The following is an 18,824-nucleotide window of genomic DNA, read 5'->3' as shown; positions in this document are numbered from 1 at the left end:
GATGCGGTTCGGGCATGCGGAGGAGCTGCGGGCGGAGTTTCCGGAGCTGGTGGCGGGGGTGGTGTACGGGGCCGTGGCCGGCGGGTTCGGGCGTGGTGACGGCGGGGGTGACGGCGCGGGCGTGGGCGTAGGCGCGGGGGACGGCGCGGGCGCGGAGCTGGCGGCGCGGATCGCGGCGTACACGGACATCGCGCGGCGGCGGCTGACGGCGGGCACGGAGGGGGAGTTCCCCGAGGTGCGGGCGTGGCGGCGGACGTACACCCGGCTGGGGCTGCGGCCGACGCAGTACCGGTGCGCGTCGGAGTCGCTGCTGCGGCGGCTGCGGCGGGAGGGGTCGCTGCCGCGGATTCACCCGGTGGTGGACCTGTGCAACGCGGTCTCGGTGGCGTACGCGATCCCGGTCGCGGTGCTGGACGTGGACCGGATCGCGGAGCCGTGGCTTCAGGTGCGGCGCGCCGCCGGCGACGAGACGTACACGGCGTTCGGCGGCGGGACCGAGCACCCGGCGGCGGGGGAGGTGACGTTCGCCGACTCGGCGGGGCGCGCGCACGCGCGGCGCTGGACGAACCGGCAGAGCGGGTATTCGGCGGTGGGGGCCAAGACGCGCAGGGTGCTGGTGGTGGCGGAGGGCGTGCACGAGACGGCCGCGGCGGACGTGGGGGAGCTGACGGCCGCGGTGGAGGGGGAGCTGGCGCGGCTGTGGGGGGTGGCGCCGAAGGCGGCGGTGCTGGCGGGGGCGGGGGCGGAGTTCGTGTTCGGGGAGTGAGGGTGCGGGGGCCGGGGCGGGTGCTGGGGCGTCCGGGGGGCGTTGTCAGTGGCGCGTGCCACGATGGATCCATGAACGGGGTGAAAGAAGGAGACTCTGAGGGGTCCAAAGCGTTCGGGTCGGATTTCCTCCAGCTCGACGTCGGGGAGGCGCCGGCGGGCGGGATGGCGGACTGGCTGGCGTGGCGGCTGCGGGAGGGGATCGCGGACGGGCGGGTGCCGGTGGGCAGCCGCCTGCCGCCGACGCGGGTGCTGGCGGCGGAGCTGCGGGTGTCGCGCGGGGTGGTCACGGAGGCGTACCGGCGGCTGACGGAGGACGGGCACGTCGAGGGGCGGCGGCGCGGGGGGACGGTGGTGGTCGCGGCGCCGGCGGGGGCCGGGACGGCGGGCCCGCGGCGGCCTGGCGCGTCCTCGTCTCCCGCGGCCGCGGGTTCCGCGGGCCCGGGGTCCGGGGCTGCGGGTCCCGGGGGCTCGGACTCCGGGGTCCCGGGCTCCGGGGTCCCGGGCTCCGCCGCCGGTACGGGATCCGCGGCCCCGGGCGCGGCCGCCGCTCCGGGAAACGGGGCCGCCCGGGCCTCCGGCTCCGCCGCGGGGGCGGGGGCTGCCGGGACCGCGGCCGTGTTCTTCCCGGACGCTCCCGGGCCGGGGGCCTTCGACGCCCTGCGCGGCGCCCCCGCCCGGTTCGACCTCACCCCGGGGGTGCCGGACCTCGCCGCGTTCCCCCGCGCCGCCTGGCTCCGCGCCGAGCGGGCCGTCCTCGCCGAGCTGTCCGCCGCCGACCTCGGCTACGGCGAACCGCACGGCGCCCCCGCCCTGCGCCGCGCGGTCGCCGGCTGGCTCGCCCGCAACCGCGGCATCCGCGCCGGCCCCGACGACGTCCTCATCGTCGCCGGCACCGCCCAGGCGCTCACCCTGCTGCACCCCGTGCTGCGCGCCGACGGGGTGGAGGCGGTGGCGCTGGAGGACCCCGGTTCGCTCGGTGCGCGGCAGCATCTGGAGAACGGCGGGCTGGGCATCCTCCCGGTGCCGGTGGACGCCGACGGCATACGTGTCGACGCGCTGCGCGCCACCGGGGCGCGCGCCGTGCTTCTCACCCCGGCGCACCAGTTCCCGACCGGCGCGGTGCTCAGCGGCGAGCGCCGCCGCGAGCTGCTGCGCTGGGCGGAGGACGGCGGCGGCCTCGTGCTGGAGGACGACTACGACGCCGAGCACCGCTACGACCGCCCGCCGGTGCCCGCGCTGCGCGCGATGCTCGCGGAGCGGGTCTGCTACCTGGGCAGCGTGTCGAAGCTGCTGGCGCCGGCGCTGCGGGTGGGGTGGGTGGTGCCGCCGCCCGGGTACCGGGACGCGCTGGTGAACGCCAAGCGGTTCACCGACCTGGGCAACGCGGTGCTGCCGCAGCTCGTGCTGGCGCGGCTGATGGAGTCGGGGGAGCTGGAGCGGCACCTGCGGCTGCTGCGGGGCCGGCACCGGCGGCGGCGGGACGCGATGATCGCGGCGGTCGCGGCGCACCTGCCGGGCGCGGTGGTGCACGGCGCGGCGGCGGGGCTGCACCTGACGGTGACGTTCGGCGACGGGCGCGCCGCCGGTCCGTACGGTGCGGGGCTGGCGGGGGTGACCGACACGGAGTTGGCGGCGGCGGCGCTGAGCTGCGGGGTGAAGGTGCAGCCGCTGTCCTGGCACCGGCTCGGCCCGGGACCGCCGGGCCTGGTCCTCGGGTACGCGGCGAGCCACCCCGACGCGGTGACGGAGGGGGTGCGGCTGCTGGGGCGGGCACTGCGGGGGTGACCCGGGCGGGGGACCCGGCCGGTGGTGCCCCCGCGGGGGCCGAGGCCCGGCGGAGGGGGTGACCCGGCTGGGGGCCTCGCTGCAAGTGATTCGACCGGGGGTGGCGGCACAGACCCGCTGCCGTCCACGCGGGGCGGCCCTCCGCGGCCGGGACCGCGCCCGCCCGGCGGTGCGCACCGCGGGGCCCACGCATCGGGCGTCGGGCCCCGGGGCGTCCCGCCGCGGGCCCTGCCCGCCACGCGCCCCGCCCGGGCCGGGCTCCGCCGCGCGGCTCCGGACCGCCGCCCCAGGTCACGGCCCCGGGGGGGGGCGACCCCCGCACCCCGGTCCGCGGCCTCACGCGTCCCGGCGCCGCAGCGCCGTGCCGCCCACCGCCAGCGCCGCCACGGCCCACACCGCCAGCACGCCCAGCCCCGCCCACGGCCCGATCGGCAACTCCCCCGTGTCCACCGTCGACTGCACCGCGAGACCCGCCGACGCCGGCCCGTACCGCTGGAGCCGCTCCACCCACTCCGGATCCGACAGCATCCCCGCCACCAGCGGCGACGCGTACAGCACCGCCAGGCACGCCGCGACCGACCCGGCCGTGTCGCGCAGCGCCGCGCCCACGCCCAGCGCCAGCAGCGCCACCAGCGCCAGGTACAGCACCGTCCCGAATCCGGCCCGCAGCACCGGCCCCGCCCCCAGGTCGTACGGGGTGAAGCCGGCCGGCACCAGCGCCCGCCCCGCGAGCAGCGCCCCCCACACCCCGGCGCCGCCCGCCACCAGCACCGCCGCGGCCACCACCGCGGCCTTCGCGGCCAGCACCCGCAGCCGCCCGGGCACGGCGGTCAGCGTCGTACGGATCGTGCCCGTGCCGTACTCCGACGTGACCGCCAGCGACGCGAGCACCGCGACCGCCGCCTGCCCGGCCCACACGCCGGTCAGGCTGGTCCGCACCACGTCCTCGCGGCAGCCGGCGGGCGGGCAGTGCGCCGTGGACAGCCCGCTGACCGCGCCCGCCCCGACCGCCGCGGTGACGGCGGCGACGGCGAGGAGGAGCCACCAGGTGCCGGGTACGGTACGCAGCTTGGTCCACTCCGCCCGCGCCGCCCGCCCCGCGGCCCGTACCCCGTCGAAGCCCGCCCCGCGCCCGGCCGGAGGCCCCTTCGCCGCCCCTTCCACACGCTCCTTGCCAAGCCCCTGCCGAAGCCCTTGCGCCGCCCCCTCCGCACGACCCGCCCCGACCGCCGCCGCGCCCCGCCGCTCACGCATCGCGCCGCCGCAGCCGCCACGCCGCCAGCGCCAGCGCCACCGCCGCCCACGCCGCCAGCACCGCAAGCCCCGCCCACGGCCCCTGCGGCATGCACCCGTCCTCCGGCAGGCACACCGTCTCCACCTGCTCATACCGCGGCGTCGTGCTCTGCACCCCGAACCCCGCGACCGGCGTCACCCGGAACAGCCACTCCACCGCCCCCAGCGGCAGCCCTCCGCCCAGCACCAGCGGCAGCACGAACAGCACCACCACGATCGTCACCGCCGCCGCCGTGTGCCGCAGCAGCGCCCCCAGCCCCAGCGCGAACAACGCCACCAGCGCCAGCAGCAGCCCCGTCCCCACCACCGCCCGCAGCGCCGGCCCGTCGGCCAGCGACACCTCGGGGAACTGCGGCGGCCGGTGCCCGGCCGCGCGCAGCGCCCCCTGCCCGACCAGGAACGACACCACCGCGCCCGCCAGCCCCGCCGCGAACGCCACCGCCGCCAGCACCGCCGCCTTCGCCGCCAGCACCCGTCCGCGCCGCGGTGCGGCCGTGAACGTCGTACGGATCATGCCGCGCCGGTACTCGGCGGTGATGAACAGCACGCCCAGCGCCGCGAACGCGATCAGCCCGACCTGCGCCCCCGCCAGGCTCATCCACGTCAGGTCGCCCGCGGGCGGGAGCGGGCCGATGTCGCCGGAGCCGGTGACGGTGAACGTGCCGCCGGCGCGTTCGGCGCCGCCGGCCGGGCCGTTCGCCGCCGCCGGACCGGACGCGGGCCCCACGGCCTCGTCCCGCCACGCCGTACGACGGTCACCGGCGCCGCCGGAACCGGCGCCGCCTTCGAGCCGTACGTGGTCGAAGACCCCCGTCGCCTCGCTCGGCCCCGCCCCGATGCTCAGCGACCCGAACGACCGCTCCACCCGCACCGTCTCCGGCGCCGCCACGAACAGCCCCGCCCGCGCCGTCTCCGGCAGCCCGGCCGCCGGGACGCTCCCGACCTCGTCCCAGCGTTCGCCGTCCGCAGACTCGTAGCCGGTCAGCCGGTCGCCCTCGCGCGTCAGCCGCAGCCACACCGGAGCGTCGCCGGCCACGTCGCGGCCGGCGATGTCGTGCTCGAACCCGTACTGCAACCGCACCCCGTGCTCCGCCGTGCGCATCAGCGCGACGTACGGGCTCCCCGGCTCCGTACCCGCCTTCACGAGCACGCCGGCCTTCGCCCACGGCGCGTCCGTGCCCTGTCCCGTCGTCAGCTCCGTCACGCGCGCCGTGATCGACCCGTCCCCGGCCAGCGGCCGGTGCACGAAGCGGAACGAGTCCGCCACCCGCGCGCCCGCCGCCCCCGCCGCCTCCGCAGCGCCGCCGCCCCCGTCGTCGGACGTCGCCACGCTGCTGCCGCCCGCCGACACCAGCGACACCAGCACCGTCACCACCACCCCCGCCAGCAGCGTCAGCAGCCACCGGCCGACGCTGCGCAGCTTGGTGAACTCGGCGCGCAGCAGCTGCCGGAACCCGTCGCGCGCGGGCGGCAGCTGCGACCGGTACGGGGCCACGCCCCCGCCCTCCGTACCCGTACGCGCCGCCGCCGCGGCACCCGTGCCCGTACCCGTATCCGCGCTCATCGCGGGCCCTCCCCCTCCGCCTCGGCCGCGAACTCCGCCTCGCCGCGCGTCAGCTCCATGTACGCCTCCTCCAGCGACGCCCGGTGCGCCGCCAGCCCCGAGAACGGCACCGCCCCCGCCCCCAGCAGCTCCGCCACCCGCTCCGCCGGCAGCCCCGACACCGTCAGCGACTCCCGCCCCGTCGCCGCCACCGTCGCCCCCGCCGCCGACAGCACCGTCATCGCCCGCTCCCGCGCCCCCGTGTGCAGCGCGACCCGGCTGTCGGACGCGGCGGCCAGCAGCTCCGCCACCGACGTGTCCGCGACGAGCCGGCCGCGGCCGACGACCACCAGGTGATCGGCGGTGTCCTCCAGTTCGCTCATCAGGTGGCTGGAGACGAGCACCGCCCGCCCCTCCGCCGCCAGCCGCCGCAGAAAGCCGCGGATCCAGCGGATGCCCTCCGGGTCGAGGCCGTTGACCGGTTCGTCGAAGAGCAGCACCGGCGGGTCACCGAGGAGCGCGGCGGCGATGCCGAGGCGCTGGCGCATCCCGAGCGAGTAGCCGCCGGCCCGCCGCCGCGCCGCCGCACCGAGGCCGACCTGCTCCAGGAGCTCGTCGACGCGGCGGGCCGGCAGGCCGTGCGAGTGCGCCAGCCACAGCAGGTGGTCGCGCCCGCGCCGGCTCGGGTGCACGGCCGCCGCGTCCAGCGCGGCGCCCACGTGCTGCATCGGGCGGCGCAGCGCCGCGTACGGGAGGCCGCCGACCAGCGCGCTGCCCGCGTCGGGGGCGTCGAGGCCCAGGACGATCCGCATGGTGGTGGACTTGCCGGCCCCGTTCGGGCCGACGAACCCGGTGACCTGCCCCGGGACGACCGTGAACGACAGCCCGTCCACGGCGGCGACCGGCCCGAAGCGCTTGCGCAGCTCCCGGACCTCGATGGTTGCTTCTGACGCTGCCATGACGAGGAGGCTACGAAGCGGGCGGCAGGCGGGTCGTCACGCGGGGGAGGAGTCTTGCGGGCGGGCGAGTAGCTCGTGCGGGGGAGGCGGGTGTCCGGAGCGGGAGGGACGCCGGGAGGGGCGGGCGCGAGGAGAATGGCGGCGTGACGGGAGCACGGAGGGCGCGGGGGGACGGGCCGTACGACGCGGAGACCGCGGCCCGTACGACGAGCACGGGGCGGGACGGACCGTACGACACCGAGAACGCGGCACGTACGACGAGCACGCGGCAGGACCGGCCGCTCGAAAGCACGGCCCGCACGCCGAGCACGGCGCAGGACCGGTCGTACGACACCGAAAGCGCGGCCCGTACGACAAGGGCGCGCGCGGCGCGCCTTGCCGCCTCGCCCGACGGGCCCGTCGTCGCCGCCGCGCTCCTCGCCCTCCTCGCCGCCGTCGACACCGTGCTCCGCGCCGACTCCGGCGACCGCCTCACCGCCGCCCTCCTCCTCGCCTTCGGCGCCACCGCCCCCGTCGCGCTGCTCCGCACCCACCCCGTCCCCGCCGCGGTCCTCGTCACCGCCGCGAACACCCCGCTCCTCGCCCTCCTCGGCGCCCCCGTCGCCGCCGGTGCCGCCGCCCAGGCGCTGCTCCTGCACCGCCTCGCCCGCCACGGCACCCGCCGCGTACGCGCCGTCGCCGTGCTGCTGGTGCTGCCGCTCGCGGGGTACGCCGTCGGCGACCCCGGCACCGCCGACGGCGGCCGGCTCGACGACGCCGGGCGGCTCCTGGCCGTAGCCGCCGCCGTCCTCCTCTCCGCCGCGACCGCCACCGGGCTCGCCCACCGCGCCCGCAGCGCCGCCGCCGCCCACGACGCCACCGAACGCGCCATCGCGCACGCCCTCTACGAACACGCCGCCCGCGGCGAACGCGCCCGCATCGCCCGCGAACTCCACGACGTCGTCGCCCACCACATCTCGATGATCTCCGTGCAGGCCGAAACCGCCCGCCTGACCACCCCCGGCCTCCCCGCCGACGGCGCCCGCCACTTCCGCGACATCGGCGACACCGCCCGCACCGCCCTCACCGAGATGCGCCGCCTCCTCGGCGTCCTGCGCGACGACGCCGGCGCCGCCCCCGCGGCCCGCCGCCCCCCGCCCGGACTCGCCGAGCTGAACGAACTCCTCGACGACGCCCGGGACGCCGCCGGCGCCGCCGTACGCCTCATCGTCAGCGGCTCCGTCCGCCCCCTCGGCACCGGCGTCGAACTCACCGCGTACCGCATCGTGCAGGAAGCCCTCACCAACGCCCGCCGGCACGCCCCCGGCGCCGCCGTGGACGTGGAGGTGCACTATGCCGACACCGCCCTCCTCCTCCGCATCCGCGACAACGGCCCGGGGCCCGCGGCCCCCGTCCGGCCCGGGTCCGGTGGGCACGGGCTGCCGGGCATGCGCGAACGCGCGGCGGCCGTCGGCGGGAGGCTGCGCAGCGGCCCCGCCGTGGGCGGCGGGTTCCTGCTGGAGGCGACCCTGCCCGTGCAGACCCCCGCGAGCCCGGACGCGACCCCGGACCCGAGCGCGGACACGGACCCGAGCGCGTCGGGAACCGCGGCATGACCGCCGACCCGCAGCCCCCCGTGCGCTCCGAGCCCGCCGTCCCCGCCCCCGTGCGGGTCGTCGTCGCCGACGACCACGAGGTCGTACGCGCCGGCTTCGCCGGACTCCTCGCCACCCAGCCCGACTTCGACGTCGTCGGCACCGCCCGCGACGGCGCCGAAGCCGTCCGCGTCTGCCGGGCACGGCGGCCCGACGTCGTCCTCATGGACGTCCGCATGCCCGGCGTCGACGGCATCGAGGCCACCGCCCGGCTCACCGCCGCCGACGCCCCGGCGCCCCGGGTGCTGATCCTCACCACCTTCGACCTCGACGCCTACGTGTACGACGCGCTCGCCGCCGGCGCCAGCGGCTTCCTGCTGAAGGACGTCACCGCGGAGCAGCTCTTCGACGCCGTGCGCGTCGTCGCGGCGGGCGAGGCGCTGCTCGCGCCGGCGGTCACGCGGCGGCTCATCGCCGAGTTCGCGCGGCTGCGCTCGGCGCAGCCGGAGCCGGACGGGGACCGGTCGGCGCCGCTGGCGGCGCTGACGCCGCGCGAGACGGAGGTGCTGCGGCTCCTCGCCGAGGGCCTGTCCAACCCCGAGCTGGCTGCCCGCCTGCACGTCGGCGAGGAGACGGTGAAGACGCACGTCAGCCGCCTCCTCGCCAAGCTGGGGCTGCGGGACCGTACGCAGGCGGTGGTCATGGCGTACGAGACGGGCCTCGTCGTCCCCGGCGCCCGCTGACCGCCCCCGGGCCGTACGGGCACGTGTTCGGTTAGCCTCGTGACCATGCCCGGAGCCATCGAACTCGTCATCTTCGACTGCGACGGAGTCCTCGTCGACTCCGAGCGCATCGCCGCCGCCGCGCAGGTCACCGTCGGGGCGGAGCTCGGCTGGCCGCTCACCGAGGCCGACGCCGTGGAACTGTTCATGGGCAAGTCCCAGGAGTCCGTGGGCGCCATGGTCGTCGAACGCCTCGGCCCGGGCGCGGACGACACCTGGCGCACCCGCTACTACGAGGAGTTCTTCGCCGGCCTCGACCGCCTCGAAGCCGTACCCGGCGTCGTCGAAGCCCTCGACGCCATCGCCGCCGCCGGCCTGCCCACCTGCGTCGCGTCCAGCGGCGGCCACGAGCGGATGCGCCGCACCCTCGGCCGCACCGGGCTGTACGACCGCTTCGCCGGACGCATCTACTCCGCCGCCGACGTCGGCGGGCGGGGCAAACCGGCGCCCGACCTCTTCCTGCACGCGGCGCGCGAGTCGGGCTACGCGCCGCAGGCGTGCGCGGTGGTGGAGGACAGCCGCTACGGCGTCCAGGCGGCGCGCGCCGCGGGCATGCGCGCGTACGGCTTCACCGGCGGGCTGTCACCGGCCGAGTGGCTGGCCGGGCCGGGCACCGTGCTGTTCGACGACATGCGCAAGCTCCCGGAGCTGCTGCGCGCCGACTGACGGCGGGACGGCGGGGCGGGCCCAGGCGGAGGCGTCGGGGGGCGGCGCGGGGCCGCCGACGTTTCGTACGAGCCGAAGACCCCCCTACGCCCCCGGCCCCGCCAGCCACTCCGACGCCAGCACCGACCACACCTCGGTGTCCCGCCGCACCCCCCGGTACAGGTACTCCGCGCGCAGCACGCCGTCCCGGCTCATGCCGAGGCGCTGCGCGACCCTGATGCTCGGCGTGTTCTCCGCGGACACCTGCCACTCGACGCGCTCCACCCCCCGCACGCGCACCGCCCAGTCGACGATCACCCGTACCGCGCGCGTGACCAGCCCGCGGCCCGCCGCCGCGGGCTCCAGCCAGCACCCGGCCTCGCACGTGCGCTGCTCCGCGTCGAAGACGCGGAAGAGGACGCCGCCGACGAGGAGGCCGTCGAGCCAGATGCCGTAGAGGCGGCCGGTGTCCGCGGCGGCCTTGTCGGCGTACGACTGGAGCCAGGCGCGGGCGGAGTCGAGGTCGGCGGCGATGTCGGGGAGGCCGATGTGCCGGCCGATGAAGTCCCGGCCGCGGTCCATGTGGGCGAGGAACTCCTCCGCCTGCCACGGCTCCAGCGGCCGCAGCTCGGCGCCGTCGTCACCCAGGGATATCGCGAACATCCGGCCCTCCTATCGCTCTGCCCGACACCGTGATCCTCGCACGGCGCCGGAAGAACCCCGCAGGTCACCCACGTGCGGGGAGACCGGCCCGGGCCGCGTCCGCCAGCACCGCCACGCACGCCCGCACCGCGGGGCTCTCCGCCCGGGACCGCCACGCGGCCTGCACCGTACGCCGCACCGCCGGCCGCACCGGCACGAACCGCACCCCCGGCGGGCACGGCCGCTGCGCCATCTCCGGTACGAGCGACACGCACAACCCGCCGCGCACGAGCGCCAGCTGCGTGGCGTACTCCGTCACCAGATACCGCACCTCCGGCTCCACACCCACCTCCCGCAACGCCTGCGTCAGCCCCTCGTACGGCTCGGTGCCGACCGGGCAGCTCGCCCACACCGCCGCCCCGGTCGGCCCCGCGGGACCGCCCAGCTCGGCGAGGCCGACGCGGTCCCGGCCGGCGAGCGGATGGCCGTCCGCCACCGCCAGCTGGACGTCCTCCACCACCAGCGTCCGCACCGCCAGCCCCTGCGGCAGCCGGATGGGGCGGCTGCTCCAGCTCTCGATGAGCAACAGGTCCAGCTCGCCGCCGACCAGCCCCGGCACCAGCTCGACGACCTCGCCGTCGACGACCGTGGGGGCCAGCCGCGGATGCGCGGCGGTGAGGGCCGTCAGCGCCTCCGGCAGCAGCGCGCGCAGCGAACTGCCGACGCCACCGAGACGCAACGGGCCGAGGATCTCGTCCTGCAGGTCGGCGAGGTCCGCCTCCGCCTCGGCGACCTGCGCGCACACGCGCGCCGCGTGCGCGGCGAGCACCCGGCCGGCGTGGGTGAGACGGACGCTGCGCCCGTACGGCTCCAGCAGCCGGTGCCCGGACTCGCGCTCCAGCTTGGCGAGCTGCTGCGAGACGCCGGAGGCGGTGACGTGCAGCGACTCGGCGGCGCGGGCGAGGGTGCCGTGGACGGCGACGGCGTCGAGGGCGCGGAGCCTCTCCAGACTGAACATCAAGTGATGCTAATGCTTTCGACTAACGAATCATCGCTTTTTCTTGGGGGAGAGGGCAGGCAGAGTCAGGCAGAGTAAGGGGCATGGGAGTCGACGGGGACGGCCGGAGCGGCGGCGAGGGCAGCGGCATAGGCGCACGGGCGGCCACGTCGGCCGACGCGCCCGGACCGTCCGCCCCGCCCGGGCTGTCCGCCCCGCCCGGGCTGTCCGCCCCGCCCGGGCCACCCGGGTCGTCCCACGGGGAAAACCCCCTGAACCGGCTCGTCACCGGCCCGGTCGCGATGGTCGTCGGCGGCTCGGCCTGCATCTCCCTGTCGGCGATGTTCGTGAAGCTCTCCGACGTGAACGCCGGCACCGCCGCCTTCCTGCGCTGCGCACTCGCGCTGCTGCTGCTCGTCCCCCTCGCCGCCGCCGAACTCCGCCGCCTCGGGCCGCGCGCCCGGCGCCCGGTGCTCACGGACCTGGCGGCCGGGCTGCTGCTCGGCGTCGACTTCGTCTTCTGGGCGGCCAGCATCCGGGACGTCGGCGCCTCCATCGCCACCGTGCTGCTCAACATCCAGGTGATCGTCTTTCCGCTGCTGGCACGGCTGCTGACCCGCACGCCCCTGCCGCGCGGCTTCTGGCTGACCGCCCCGGTGCTGCTCGCCGGGGTGGCGCTCGCGGGCGGCGCGATCGGCGACCCGGAACCGGGCAGCAGCCCCGTGACCGGCATCCTCTACGGCACCGCCGCCGGCGTCGCCTTCGCCGGCTACCTTTTCCTCACCCGCCTGGGCGGCACCCGCCCCCGCCCCCGGCCCACCACCACCCCGCCCTCCCCGGACCCGCACTTCCCGGGCCCGCCCTCCCCCGGCGCGCCTTCCCCGGGGGCGCCCTCCCTGGGCCCCCACCCCCCTTCCCCCCACCCCTCGCCCCTCCCCACCGCCTCCTCGCCCACCCCACCCCCGCACCGGGCGCACATCGCCGTCCCCGTGTGCACCGCGACGTTCTCCGCCGGCATCGCCTCCGGGGTCCTCGGCGCGCTGTGGACCGGCATCGACGCCACCCCCGAGCCCGCCGCCCTCGGCTGGCTGGCGGCGATGGCCGCGCTCGGCCAGGTCCTCGCCCTGCTCCTCATCACCCCCGCCCTGCCTCGGCTCGCCCCGGCCACCGGGGCGGCGCTGCTCCTGTTGCAGCCGGTGCTCGCCATCGCCACCGCCGTGGCGTTCCTCGGCGAGCGCCCCACGGCGACGCAGTACGCCGGCTGCGCCCTGGTCATCGCCACCGTCTGGTACGCCACGCGCGTCGGCGGCGACCGCGGCGCCAAAACCCCGTCGCCCCGCTCCGCGGCCCGCGGCTAGGCTGCGGCGCATGCCGCCGTATGACGACGCCCTCCTTCCCGCCACCGCCCGCGCGCTGGACCACCGGATCGCCGTCGCGCAGCGCGAGGGCCGTACCCCTTCGCTCGTCGCGGCCGTCGTACGGGACGGGGAGACCGTCTGGTCCGGTGCCCGCTCGATGATCGACGGGCACGCGCCGACGTCCGACACCCAGTACCGCATCGGCTCGATCACCAAGACGTTCGTCGCGGTGCTGGTGCTCCGGCTGCGTGACGAGGGCCTCGTCGACCTCGCCGATCCGCTGGAGAAGCACCTCTCCGGCACTCAGGCCCCCGCGGCGACCCTCGCTCAACTCCTCTCGCACACGTCCGGTATCGGGGCCGAACCCCGCGGTCCCTGGTGGGAGCGGACCCCGGGCACCCTGCGCCCCGACCTCGGCGAACTCTTCGACGGCGACCCCGCCCGCCACCCCGCGGGGCGACGGCACCACTACTCCAACCCCGGCTTCGCCTACCTCGGCGCGCTCGTCGAGGCGCTGCGCGGCGCACCGTGGGGCGAGGTGCTGCGGCGCGAGCTGCTGGACCCGCTGGGGCTGCGGCGTACGACGCTGCTGCCCGAGTCCCCGCACGCCGGCGGCTTCGCCGTCCACCCGTGGGCCGACGTCATGCAGCCCGAGCCGCTGCACGACACCGGCCGGATGGGCCCGGCGGGCCAGTTGTGGTCCACGGCCGGCGACCTGGCCCGGTTCGCGGCGTTCCTCGTACGTGGCGACGACCGGGTGCTGTCCGCCGGCTCGCTGGCGGAGATGCGCACCCCCGCCGTGGCGCCCGAGGCCACGTCCTGGGACGTCGCGTACGGGCTGGGGACCCAGCTCTTCCGCCACGACGGCACGCTGCTCGCCGGCCACACCGGCTCCATGCCCGGGTTCCTCGCCTGCCTCCTCTCCGATGTCGACGAGGGCGTGAGCGCGGTCGCCCTCACGAACGCCACGTCCGGCGTGTCCGTGTCCGGGCTCGCCACCGATCTGATCGGCACCGTCCTGCGGCACGAACCGCGCATCCCCGAGCCGTGGCGCCCGCTGGCCGCGGACGCGGTGGATCCGGAGCTGCTCGCGCTGACGGGGCCGTGGTACTGGGGCGCGAACCCGCACGTGCTGCGGTTGAAGGAGGACCGCTGGCTGGACCTGAGCCCGCTGAACGGCGCGGGCTATGCGTCGCTGCTCCGCCCGGAGGGGGACGGCACGTGGACGGCGGTCGACGGCTACTGCGCCGGCGAGACGCTGCGGGTGGAGCGGACGGCGGACGGCGAGGTCTCGCACCTCGACCTGGGCACCTTCGTCTTCACCCGGGAGCCGTACGACCGGGCCGCCCCGGTACCCGGCGGCACCCGCGGCTGGACGTAGGCCCGTCGTCCGGCGCGGGCGGCTCCTACGCGGGTGGCCCCTGCGCCGACTGCCCTTGCGCCGACGGCCCTTGCCCGGCCGGCGCCTGTCCCGCCAGTTCCTCTTCCGTCAGCTCCTACCCCGTCGGCTACCCCGTCCGCTCTACCCCGTCAGCTCCTTCTCCAGCGGGGTACGGAACCTCGGCGTTATTCGGGCGTCGCCGACCCATGCCGCAAGCCGCTCGGCCTCCGCGGCCACCGCGCGTTCCGCTTCGCCACCCGCGTCCGTCAGCATCCGCCACACCACCTCTCCGTCCTGCCGCTGTGCCCAGCCGCCGACGACTTCCCCGTTCCACCACACCGTCGGTCCCACGTTGCCGCTGCCGTCGAACAGCGCCTTGCGGTACCCGGCGTCGAGATACCAGTCGCGTTCCTTCCAGCCCATCGGTGTCGGGTCGAGCCCCGGCAGCAGCGCCGCCCACGGCTCCGGCGCCGCGACCGGCCCGGTGTCGTCCGGGAGCACGTACCCCGTGCCCTCGTCCAGGTCCACGGCCACCGCGCCGGTCGCGGCCAGCGCCTTGCGCGCGGCGGTCTTGGTCCAGCCGGTCCACCAGACGAGGTCCGCCTCGGTGGCCGGCCCGTACGCGTACAGCCAGCGTCTGGTCAGCTCCGCCTGCGCGACGGCGACGTCCATCCCGCCGAAGTCCTCGCCCGGCGCCCACCGGAACTGGCTCGACGTCCACGAACCGCGCGGGTACCCGCGCCGTATGTGCCCGTCGCAGGCGAGCATCCGCAGCACACGCGTCGCCACGCCCTGCCGCGTCTCCTGCCGGGTGCCGGGGAAGACCGTGATCTTCGTGCGCAGCAGCGGCTCGGCGGCGGATATCTCGCTGCCGGTCGCCTCCCCCTTGTCTGCGAGCACGGCCAGCACGGCGGCCTCGGCGCGCTCCAGCCACGCCTCGTCGAGGCCGTTCCAGTCCTTGAGGTGCTTGAGGAACGTGGCGCGCTCGCGCTCCGCGATGGCGCGCGCCGCCGCCGCGTCCACGGCGGGCGCCAGCTCGCGGCTGACGGCGAAGATCGTGCGCCGCATGGACAGCAGCTTCACCAGCGACACGTCTTCGTACAGCGCGTGCTCGACGGGGGTGACGCCGGGCTCCCGCATGCGCGCGCAGGCGGAGAGATAGACGGTCGCCGCGTCCGTCGCGTGCAGCGCGACGACCGCGTCCGCCGCGTCGACGGGGGAGGCCGCACGGGCGGTCGCCGCGAGGGCGTGCCGCACGCCGATCCGGGCTCGTCGCTGCTCGGTGGTGATCTGCATAGTGGCAGTATGCCGAAGCCCGGGCCGGCCCGCTGAGGCCTGTGGATAACTTCGGACCCGCCCCACCCGCACTCCTGTGACCTGCGGGTATTCAGCGCAAGGGGCGACCGGTTTCCCCCCGGCCCCCGGGCCGCCCGGCTTCTCCGCCGCCGTTACAGCGTGCGCTTGAAGCCCACGTGCGTCGCCGCGAACCCCAGCCGCTCGTAGAAGCGGTGCGCGTCCGTGCGGGTCGCGTCCGAGGTCAGCTGGACGATCGCGCACCCCTGCCGGCGCGCCTCTTCGACCGCCCACTCGATGAGCTGCGTCCCCAGCCCGCCGCCGCGCTCGTCGCGGTGCACGCGCACCGACTCGATGAGCGCGCGGGTCGCGCCCCGCCGCGACAGCCCGGGGATGACGGAGAGTTGCAGGGTGCCGACGACGCGGCCGTCGCGTTCGGCGACGGCGAGGTGGTGGCCGGGGTCGGCGTCGATCCGGGCGAAGGCGTGCGCGTACGGGGCGGGGTCGTCGGGGGTTTCGCGGGTGGCGCCCAGGGGGTCGTCGGCGAGCATCGCCACGACGGCGGGGATGTCGGCGGCCGTCGCGCGCCGGATGTGCAGGTCGCTCATGCCGTCGACCCTACGCGCGCGCCGCGGGCGCGCTCTCATCCCGTACGCGCCCCCTGTCCGCCCGTTGCGCCGCTGCCAGTTGTGCCGCCGCCCGCTGCCCGCTTTGCGCCGCCGCCGGGTCTCCGCCGTCCGTGCGTGCGCTGCTACGTCGTGTACGCCGGCGGGGTCTCCAGCGCCTCCACCGCGGCCACCAGCGGCGCCAGTTCGGGCCGCTTGGCGGCCTCGTCCAGCGCGGCGCGCAGCGCGGTCTCGTAGCCGGGCCTGGCTTCGGCGAGGAGGCGCCGGCCGGCCTCGGTGACCTCGGTGTAGATGCCGCGGCGGTCGTCGGGGCAGAGGTAGCGGCTGAGCAGGCCGCGGTCTTCGAGGCGGGTGACGAGGCGGGTGGTGGCGCTCTGGCTGAGGACGACGGTGTCGGCGAGCTGGTTCATGCGGAGGTGGAAGTCGTCCTGGCGGCTGAGGGCGTCCAGTACGGAGTATTCGCGGGCGCTCAGCCGGTGCGCGCGCTGGAGTGCGCGCTCCACGTGGGTCTCGATCCGGGCGTGCAGGGATGCCAGGGCGGACCAGCCCCGGGCCAGTTCGTCGAGCTGCTCGGCCGTGGCCGCCATGAGCGCCTCCGCGTCCCGTGAGTAGGTGACTTCGAGTTTACTCCCCCACCGCAATAGCCAGCGTTTGCAATGACCAGCGTACGCAATTATTGTGGGCGCTTGTTAAAGCCCCGCACCCCAGGAGTCCCCGCATGCCTCTCGCGCTGCTCGCGCTGGCCATCGGCGCGTTCGGGATCGGCACCACGGAGTTCGTCGTCATGGGCCTGCTGCCCGAGGTCGCCGACGAGTTCTCCGTCTCCGTCCCGGCCGCCGGCTGGCTCACCACCGGCTACGCCCTCGGCGTCTTCGGCGGCGCCCCGCTCCTCACCGCGCTCGGCACCCGCGTCCCGCGCAAACGGATGCTGATGGGCCTCATGGGCCTGTTCGTCATCGGCAACGTCATCTCCGCGCTCGCGCCCGCCTTCGGCATCCTGCTCGTCGGCCGGATCGTCGCGTCGTTCGCGCACGGCGCGTTCTTCGGCATCGGCGCGGTCGTCGCCGCCGGACTGGTCGCCAAGGACAAGCGGGCCGGGGCCATCGCCATGATGTTCACCGGGCTGACCGTGGCCAACGTCGTCGGCGCCCCCGGCGGCACCCTCGTCGGGCAGACCGTGGGCTGGCGGGTCACGTTCCTCGCGGTCGCCGCGATCGGGGTCGTCGGCCTGGCCGGCGTGGCCAGGCTCGTACCGGACCTGCCCCGCGAGCCCCACGCCTCCCCCGACCAGCGGAAACCCTCCGCCGGCACCGACCTGAGGCGCGAACTCGCCGCGCTCCTCCACCCCCAGGTGCTCCTGGCCATGGCCATGACCGTCCTGGGCTTCGGCGGGGTCTTCGCCGCCCTCACCTACATCGCGCCGATGATGACCGACGTCGCCGGCTACGCCGACGGGTCCGTCACCTGGCTCCTCGCCCTCTTCGGCCTCGGCATGGTCGGCGGCAACCTGGTCGGCGGGCGCTTCGCCGACCGCGCGCTCATGCCGCTGCTGTACGTCGCGCTCAGCTCCCTGACCGCGACGCTGGCGCTGTTCACGGTCACCGCGCACAGCAAGCCGGGGGCGGCCGTGAGCATCTTCCTCGTCGGGTTCTTCGGCTTCGCGACCGTGCCGCCGCTCCAGAAGCGGGTGCTGGACCAGGCCGCCGCCGCACCCACCCTTGCCTCCGCCGTCAACGTCGGCGCGTTCAACCTCGGCAACGCCCTCGCCGCCTGGCTCGGCGGCCTGGCCATCTCCGCCGGCCTCGGCTACACCGCCCCCAACTGGATCGGCGCCGCCCTCGCCGCCTCCGGCCTGGCCCTCGCGGTCCTCGCCGCGGCCCTGGAGCGCCGCGCGGGCGCCCGCGGCCCGGGCGCGGCGGCGGGCCCGCGGACGGTGCGGGTGGCGGGCAGCCCCGTACGGACCGAAGGCGGCGGCGTACGGGCCGAAGGCGGCGCCGTACGGGCCGAAGGCGGCGCCGTACGGGCCGTGGACGGCGGCGTACGGGCCGGCCCGGGCGCCTCCGCCGACGTACCGGCCGCCGCCGCACCGCCCCCGGCTACTCCGCCCACGGCAGCGGATGCCGCTGCCCGTCCTCGGTGACGGCGACGCCCCCGGCCTCCATCGCCACCAGCGCCTCCACCGCGCCGGCGCCCTCGGCCGCGGCGAGCCGCCGCGGCACGCCGGGCGGCAGCAGCACGGCCTGCCCGGCCGCGGCGGTCTCGGTGCGGCCGTCGCTGGTCACGGTGAGGGAACCCGCGACGACCAGCCACACCTGCTCGCGGTCGATGGCGTGCACGGGCCCGGACCGGCCGGCTTCCATCCGCACCCGCCAGGTGCTGAGCGCGGTGCTGCCCTGGGAGGGGGTGGCGAGGGACTCCATGGCGGCGTTGGGGGTGGTGACGGTGCGGTCGGGGGAGGGAGTGATGACCTTCATGTGTGTAAAGCTCCTTTACTCGATGGGTTGAGTAAAGGAACTTTACACACTCGTGTCAAGATGTCCCCGTGACCCCCGACGACGACAGCCCGCCGGCCCCCGAGCTGCTCTTCCTGCTCGGCATGGGCTTCCAGCTCGTGCTGGCCGAGTTCAACGAGCGGGTGGCCGCGGCCGGTTACCCCGACCTGCGGCCCGTACACGGCATGGCCTTCCAGATCCTCGGCGCCGAGGGCGCCACCGGCAGCGAACTGGCCGCCCGGCTCGGCATCACCAAACAGGCCGCCGGACAGCTCGTCGACGACCTGGAGCGCCGCGGCTACGTCCGCCGCACCGACCACCCCGCCGGCGGCCGCCGCCGGCTCGTCGTCCTCACCGACGCCGCCCGCCGGCACCTCGACGTCGCCGGACGCGCCCTGCACGACCTCGAAGCCGAACTCGCCCGCCGCACCGGCGCCGACACCGCCCTCCTCCGCACCGAACTCCTCCGCCTCGTCCACGGCCTCGCCGGCGACGACCTCCCTCCGCTACGCCCCGTCTGGTGACCCGGACGGGCCACCCGTCTCCCGTCAGGCCCGGTGGCGTCAAGCCACCCTGACGGGACGCCGGGCGCTGTCCACTCCCGACGCCCAGGAAGCCCGGCCCGGCGCACGCTCACGACCGCCGCGCGCCACGACGAGCTGCACCCGCGCGACGCACTCGGCGGC

General features: G+C 76.8%; 18 protein-coding genes. 9 read left to right on the top strand and 9 right to left on the bottom strand.

Annotated features, from left to right (window positions below):
- Position 1 precedes the first annotated feature (1 nt).
- Together ACHZ99_RS16655 and ACHZ99_RS16650 are read left to right on the top strand one after the other, a co-directional pair.
- Positions 2–766, top strand: coding sequence for a B3/4 domain-containing protein (locus tag ACHZ99_RS16655; RefSeq protein WP_420305382.1), 765 nt, complete (start codon positions 2–4; stop codon positions 764–766).
- Between the two features lie 71 nt (positions 767–837).
- Positions 838–2,553, top strand: a complete 1,716-nt coding sequence (locus tag ACHZ99_RS16650; protein WP_420305381.1) for a PLP-dependent aminotransferase family protein — start codon at positions 838–840, stop codon at positions 2,551–2,553.
- Between the two features lie 336 nt (positions 2,554–2,889).
- Here the strand turns inward: ACHZ99_RS16650 and ACHZ99_RS16645 are convergent, their stop codons facing one another.
- The 3 genes from ACHZ99_RS16645 to ACHZ99_RS16635 form a co-directional block, all read right to left on the bottom strand.
- The gene (locus ACHZ99_RS16645; RefSeq protein WP_420305380.1) at positions 2,890–3,717 is read right to left on the bottom strand and encodes an ABC transporter permease subunit; all 828 of its coding nucleotides are present in this window, start codon (positions 3,715–3,717) and stop codon (positions 2,890–2,892) included.
- A gap of 82 nt (positions 3,718–3,799) precedes the next feature.
- Complete coding sequence (locus tag ACHZ99_RS16640; RefSeq protein ID WP_420305379.1) at positions 3,800–5,410, bottom strand: ABC transporter permease subunit; 1,611 nt, start codon at positions 5,408–5,410, stop codon at positions 3,800–3,802.
- Complete coding sequence (locus ACHZ99_RS16635) at positions 5,407–6,348, bottom strand: ABC transporter ATP-binding protein (RefSeq protein ID WP_420305378.1); 942 nt, start codon at positions 6,346–6,348, stop codon at positions 5,407–5,409. Before ACHZ99_RS16635 ends, ACHZ99_RS16640 begins: the two co-directional genes overlap by 4 nt.
- Positions 6,349–6,491: 143 nt before the next feature.
- On the opposite strand from ACHZ99_RS16635, the gene ACHZ99_RS16630 reads away from it, so the two are divergent.
- From ACHZ99_RS16630 to ACHZ99_RS16620, 3 genes are read left to right on the top strand one after another with little or no spacing between them, the layout of a single operon-like run.
- Positions 6,492–7,943, top strand: a complete 1,452-nt coding sequence (locus ACHZ99_RS16630) for a sensor histidine kinase (protein ID WP_420305377.1) — start codon at positions 6,492–6,494, stop codon at positions 7,941–7,943.
- A complete protein-coding gene (locus ACHZ99_RS16625) occupies positions 7,940–8,665 on the top strand; it encodes a response regulator (RefSeq protein WP_420305376.1) in 726 nt (241 codons plus the stop codon). The genes ACHZ99_RS16630 and ACHZ99_RS16625 overlap by 4 nt, the downstream gene beginning before the upstream one ends.
- 45 nt (positions 8,666–8,710) lie before the next feature.
- On the top strand, positions 8,711–9,370 hold the full coding sequence (locus ACHZ99_RS16620; protein WP_420305375.1) for an HAD family hydrolase: 660 nt from the start codon (positions 8,711–8,713) through the stop codon (positions 9,368–9,370).
- Positions 9,371–9,454: 84 nt separating this feature from the next.
- Here the strand turns inward: ACHZ99_RS16620 and ACHZ99_RS16615 are convergent, their stop codons facing one another.
- Complete coding sequence (locus ACHZ99_RS16615) at positions 9,455–10,012, bottom strand: GNAT family N-acetyltransferase (protein ID WP_420305374.1); 558 nt, start codon at positions 10,010–10,012, stop codon at positions 9,455–9,457.
- 64 nt (positions 10,013–10,076) lie between these two features.
- Positions 10,077–11,009, bottom strand: coding sequence for a LysR family transcriptional regulator (locus tag ACHZ99_RS16610; protein WP_420305373.1), 933 nt, complete (start codon positions 11,007–11,009; stop codon positions 10,077–10,079).
- A gap of 83 nt (positions 11,010–11,092) precedes the next feature.
- Between ACHZ99_RS16610 and ACHZ99_RS16605 the strand changes: the two genes are divergently transcribed.
- Together ACHZ99_RS16605 and ACHZ99_RS16600 are read left to right on the top strand one after the other, a co-directional pair.
- A complete protein-coding gene (locus ACHZ99_RS16605; RefSeq protein ID WP_420305372.1) occupies positions 11,093–12,346 on the top strand; it encodes a DMT family transporter in 1,254 nt (417 codons plus the stop codon).
- Positions 12,347–12,356: 10 nt separating this feature from the next.
- Complete coding sequence (locus tag ACHZ99_RS16600; protein ID WP_420305371.1) at positions 12,357–13,727, top strand: serine hydrolase domain-containing protein; 1,371 nt, start codon at positions 12,357–12,359, stop codon at positions 13,725–13,727.
- Between the two features lie 141 nt (positions 13,728–13,868).
- On the opposite strand, the gene ACHZ99_RS16595 is transcribed toward ACHZ99_RS16600, so the two are convergent.
- The 3 genes from ACHZ99_RS16595 to ACHZ99_RS16585 form a co-directional block, all read right to left on the bottom strand.
- Positions 13,869–15,023: a winged helix DNA-binding domain-containing protein gene (locus ACHZ99_RS16595; RefSeq protein WP_420305370.1), complete on the bottom strand. Its 1,155-nt coding sequence runs from the start codon at positions 15,021–15,023 to the stop codon at positions 13,869–13,871.
- 152 nt (positions 15,024–15,175) lie between these two features.
- On the bottom strand, positions 15,176–15,628 hold the full coding sequence (locus ACHZ99_RS16590; protein WP_420305369.1) for a GNAT family N-acetyltransferase: 453 nt from the start codon (positions 15,626–15,628) through the stop codon (positions 15,176–15,178).
- 143 nt (positions 15,629–15,771) lie between these two features.
- Entirely contained in the window at positions 15,772–16,233 is a 462-nt protein-coding gene (locus ACHZ99_RS16585) for a MarR family winged helix-turn-helix transcriptional regulator (protein WP_420305368.1), read from the bottom strand.
- A gap of 131 nt (positions 16,234–16,364) precedes the next feature.
- Here ACHZ99_RS16585 and ACHZ99_RS16580 point away from each other — a divergent pair, with 131 nt between their 5' ends.
- Entirely contained in the window at positions 16,365–17,786 is a 1,422-nt protein-coding gene (locus tag ACHZ99_RS16580; protein ID WP_420305367.1) for an MFS transporter, read from the top strand.
- On the opposite strand, the gene ACHZ99_RS16575 is transcribed toward ACHZ99_RS16580, so the two are convergent.
- A complete protein-coding gene (locus ACHZ99_RS16575; RefSeq protein WP_420305366.1) occupies positions 17,743–18,120 on the bottom strand; it encodes a cupin domain-containing protein in 378 nt (125 codons plus the stop codon). The two genes, ACHZ99_RS16580 and ACHZ99_RS16575, sit on opposite strands and share 44 nt — an antisense overlap.
- 68 nt (positions 18,121–18,188) lie before the next feature.
- Here ACHZ99_RS16575 and ACHZ99_RS16570 point away from each other — a divergent pair, with 68 nt between their 5' ends.
- A complete protein-coding gene (locus ACHZ99_RS16570; protein ID WP_420305365.1) occupies positions 18,189–18,662 on the top strand; it encodes a MarR family winged helix-turn-helix transcriptional regulator in 474 nt (157 codons plus the stop codon).
- The last annotated feature ends 162 nt before the right edge of the window (positions 18,663–18,824 follow it).

This window comes from Streptomyces sp. MAR4 CNX-425 (genome assembly GCF_048656465.1).
GTDB lineage: Bacteria > Actinomycetota > Actinomycetes > Streptomycetales > Streptomycetaceae > Streptomyces.
This window is presented reverse-complemented; position numbering and strand designations above follow the sequence as displayed.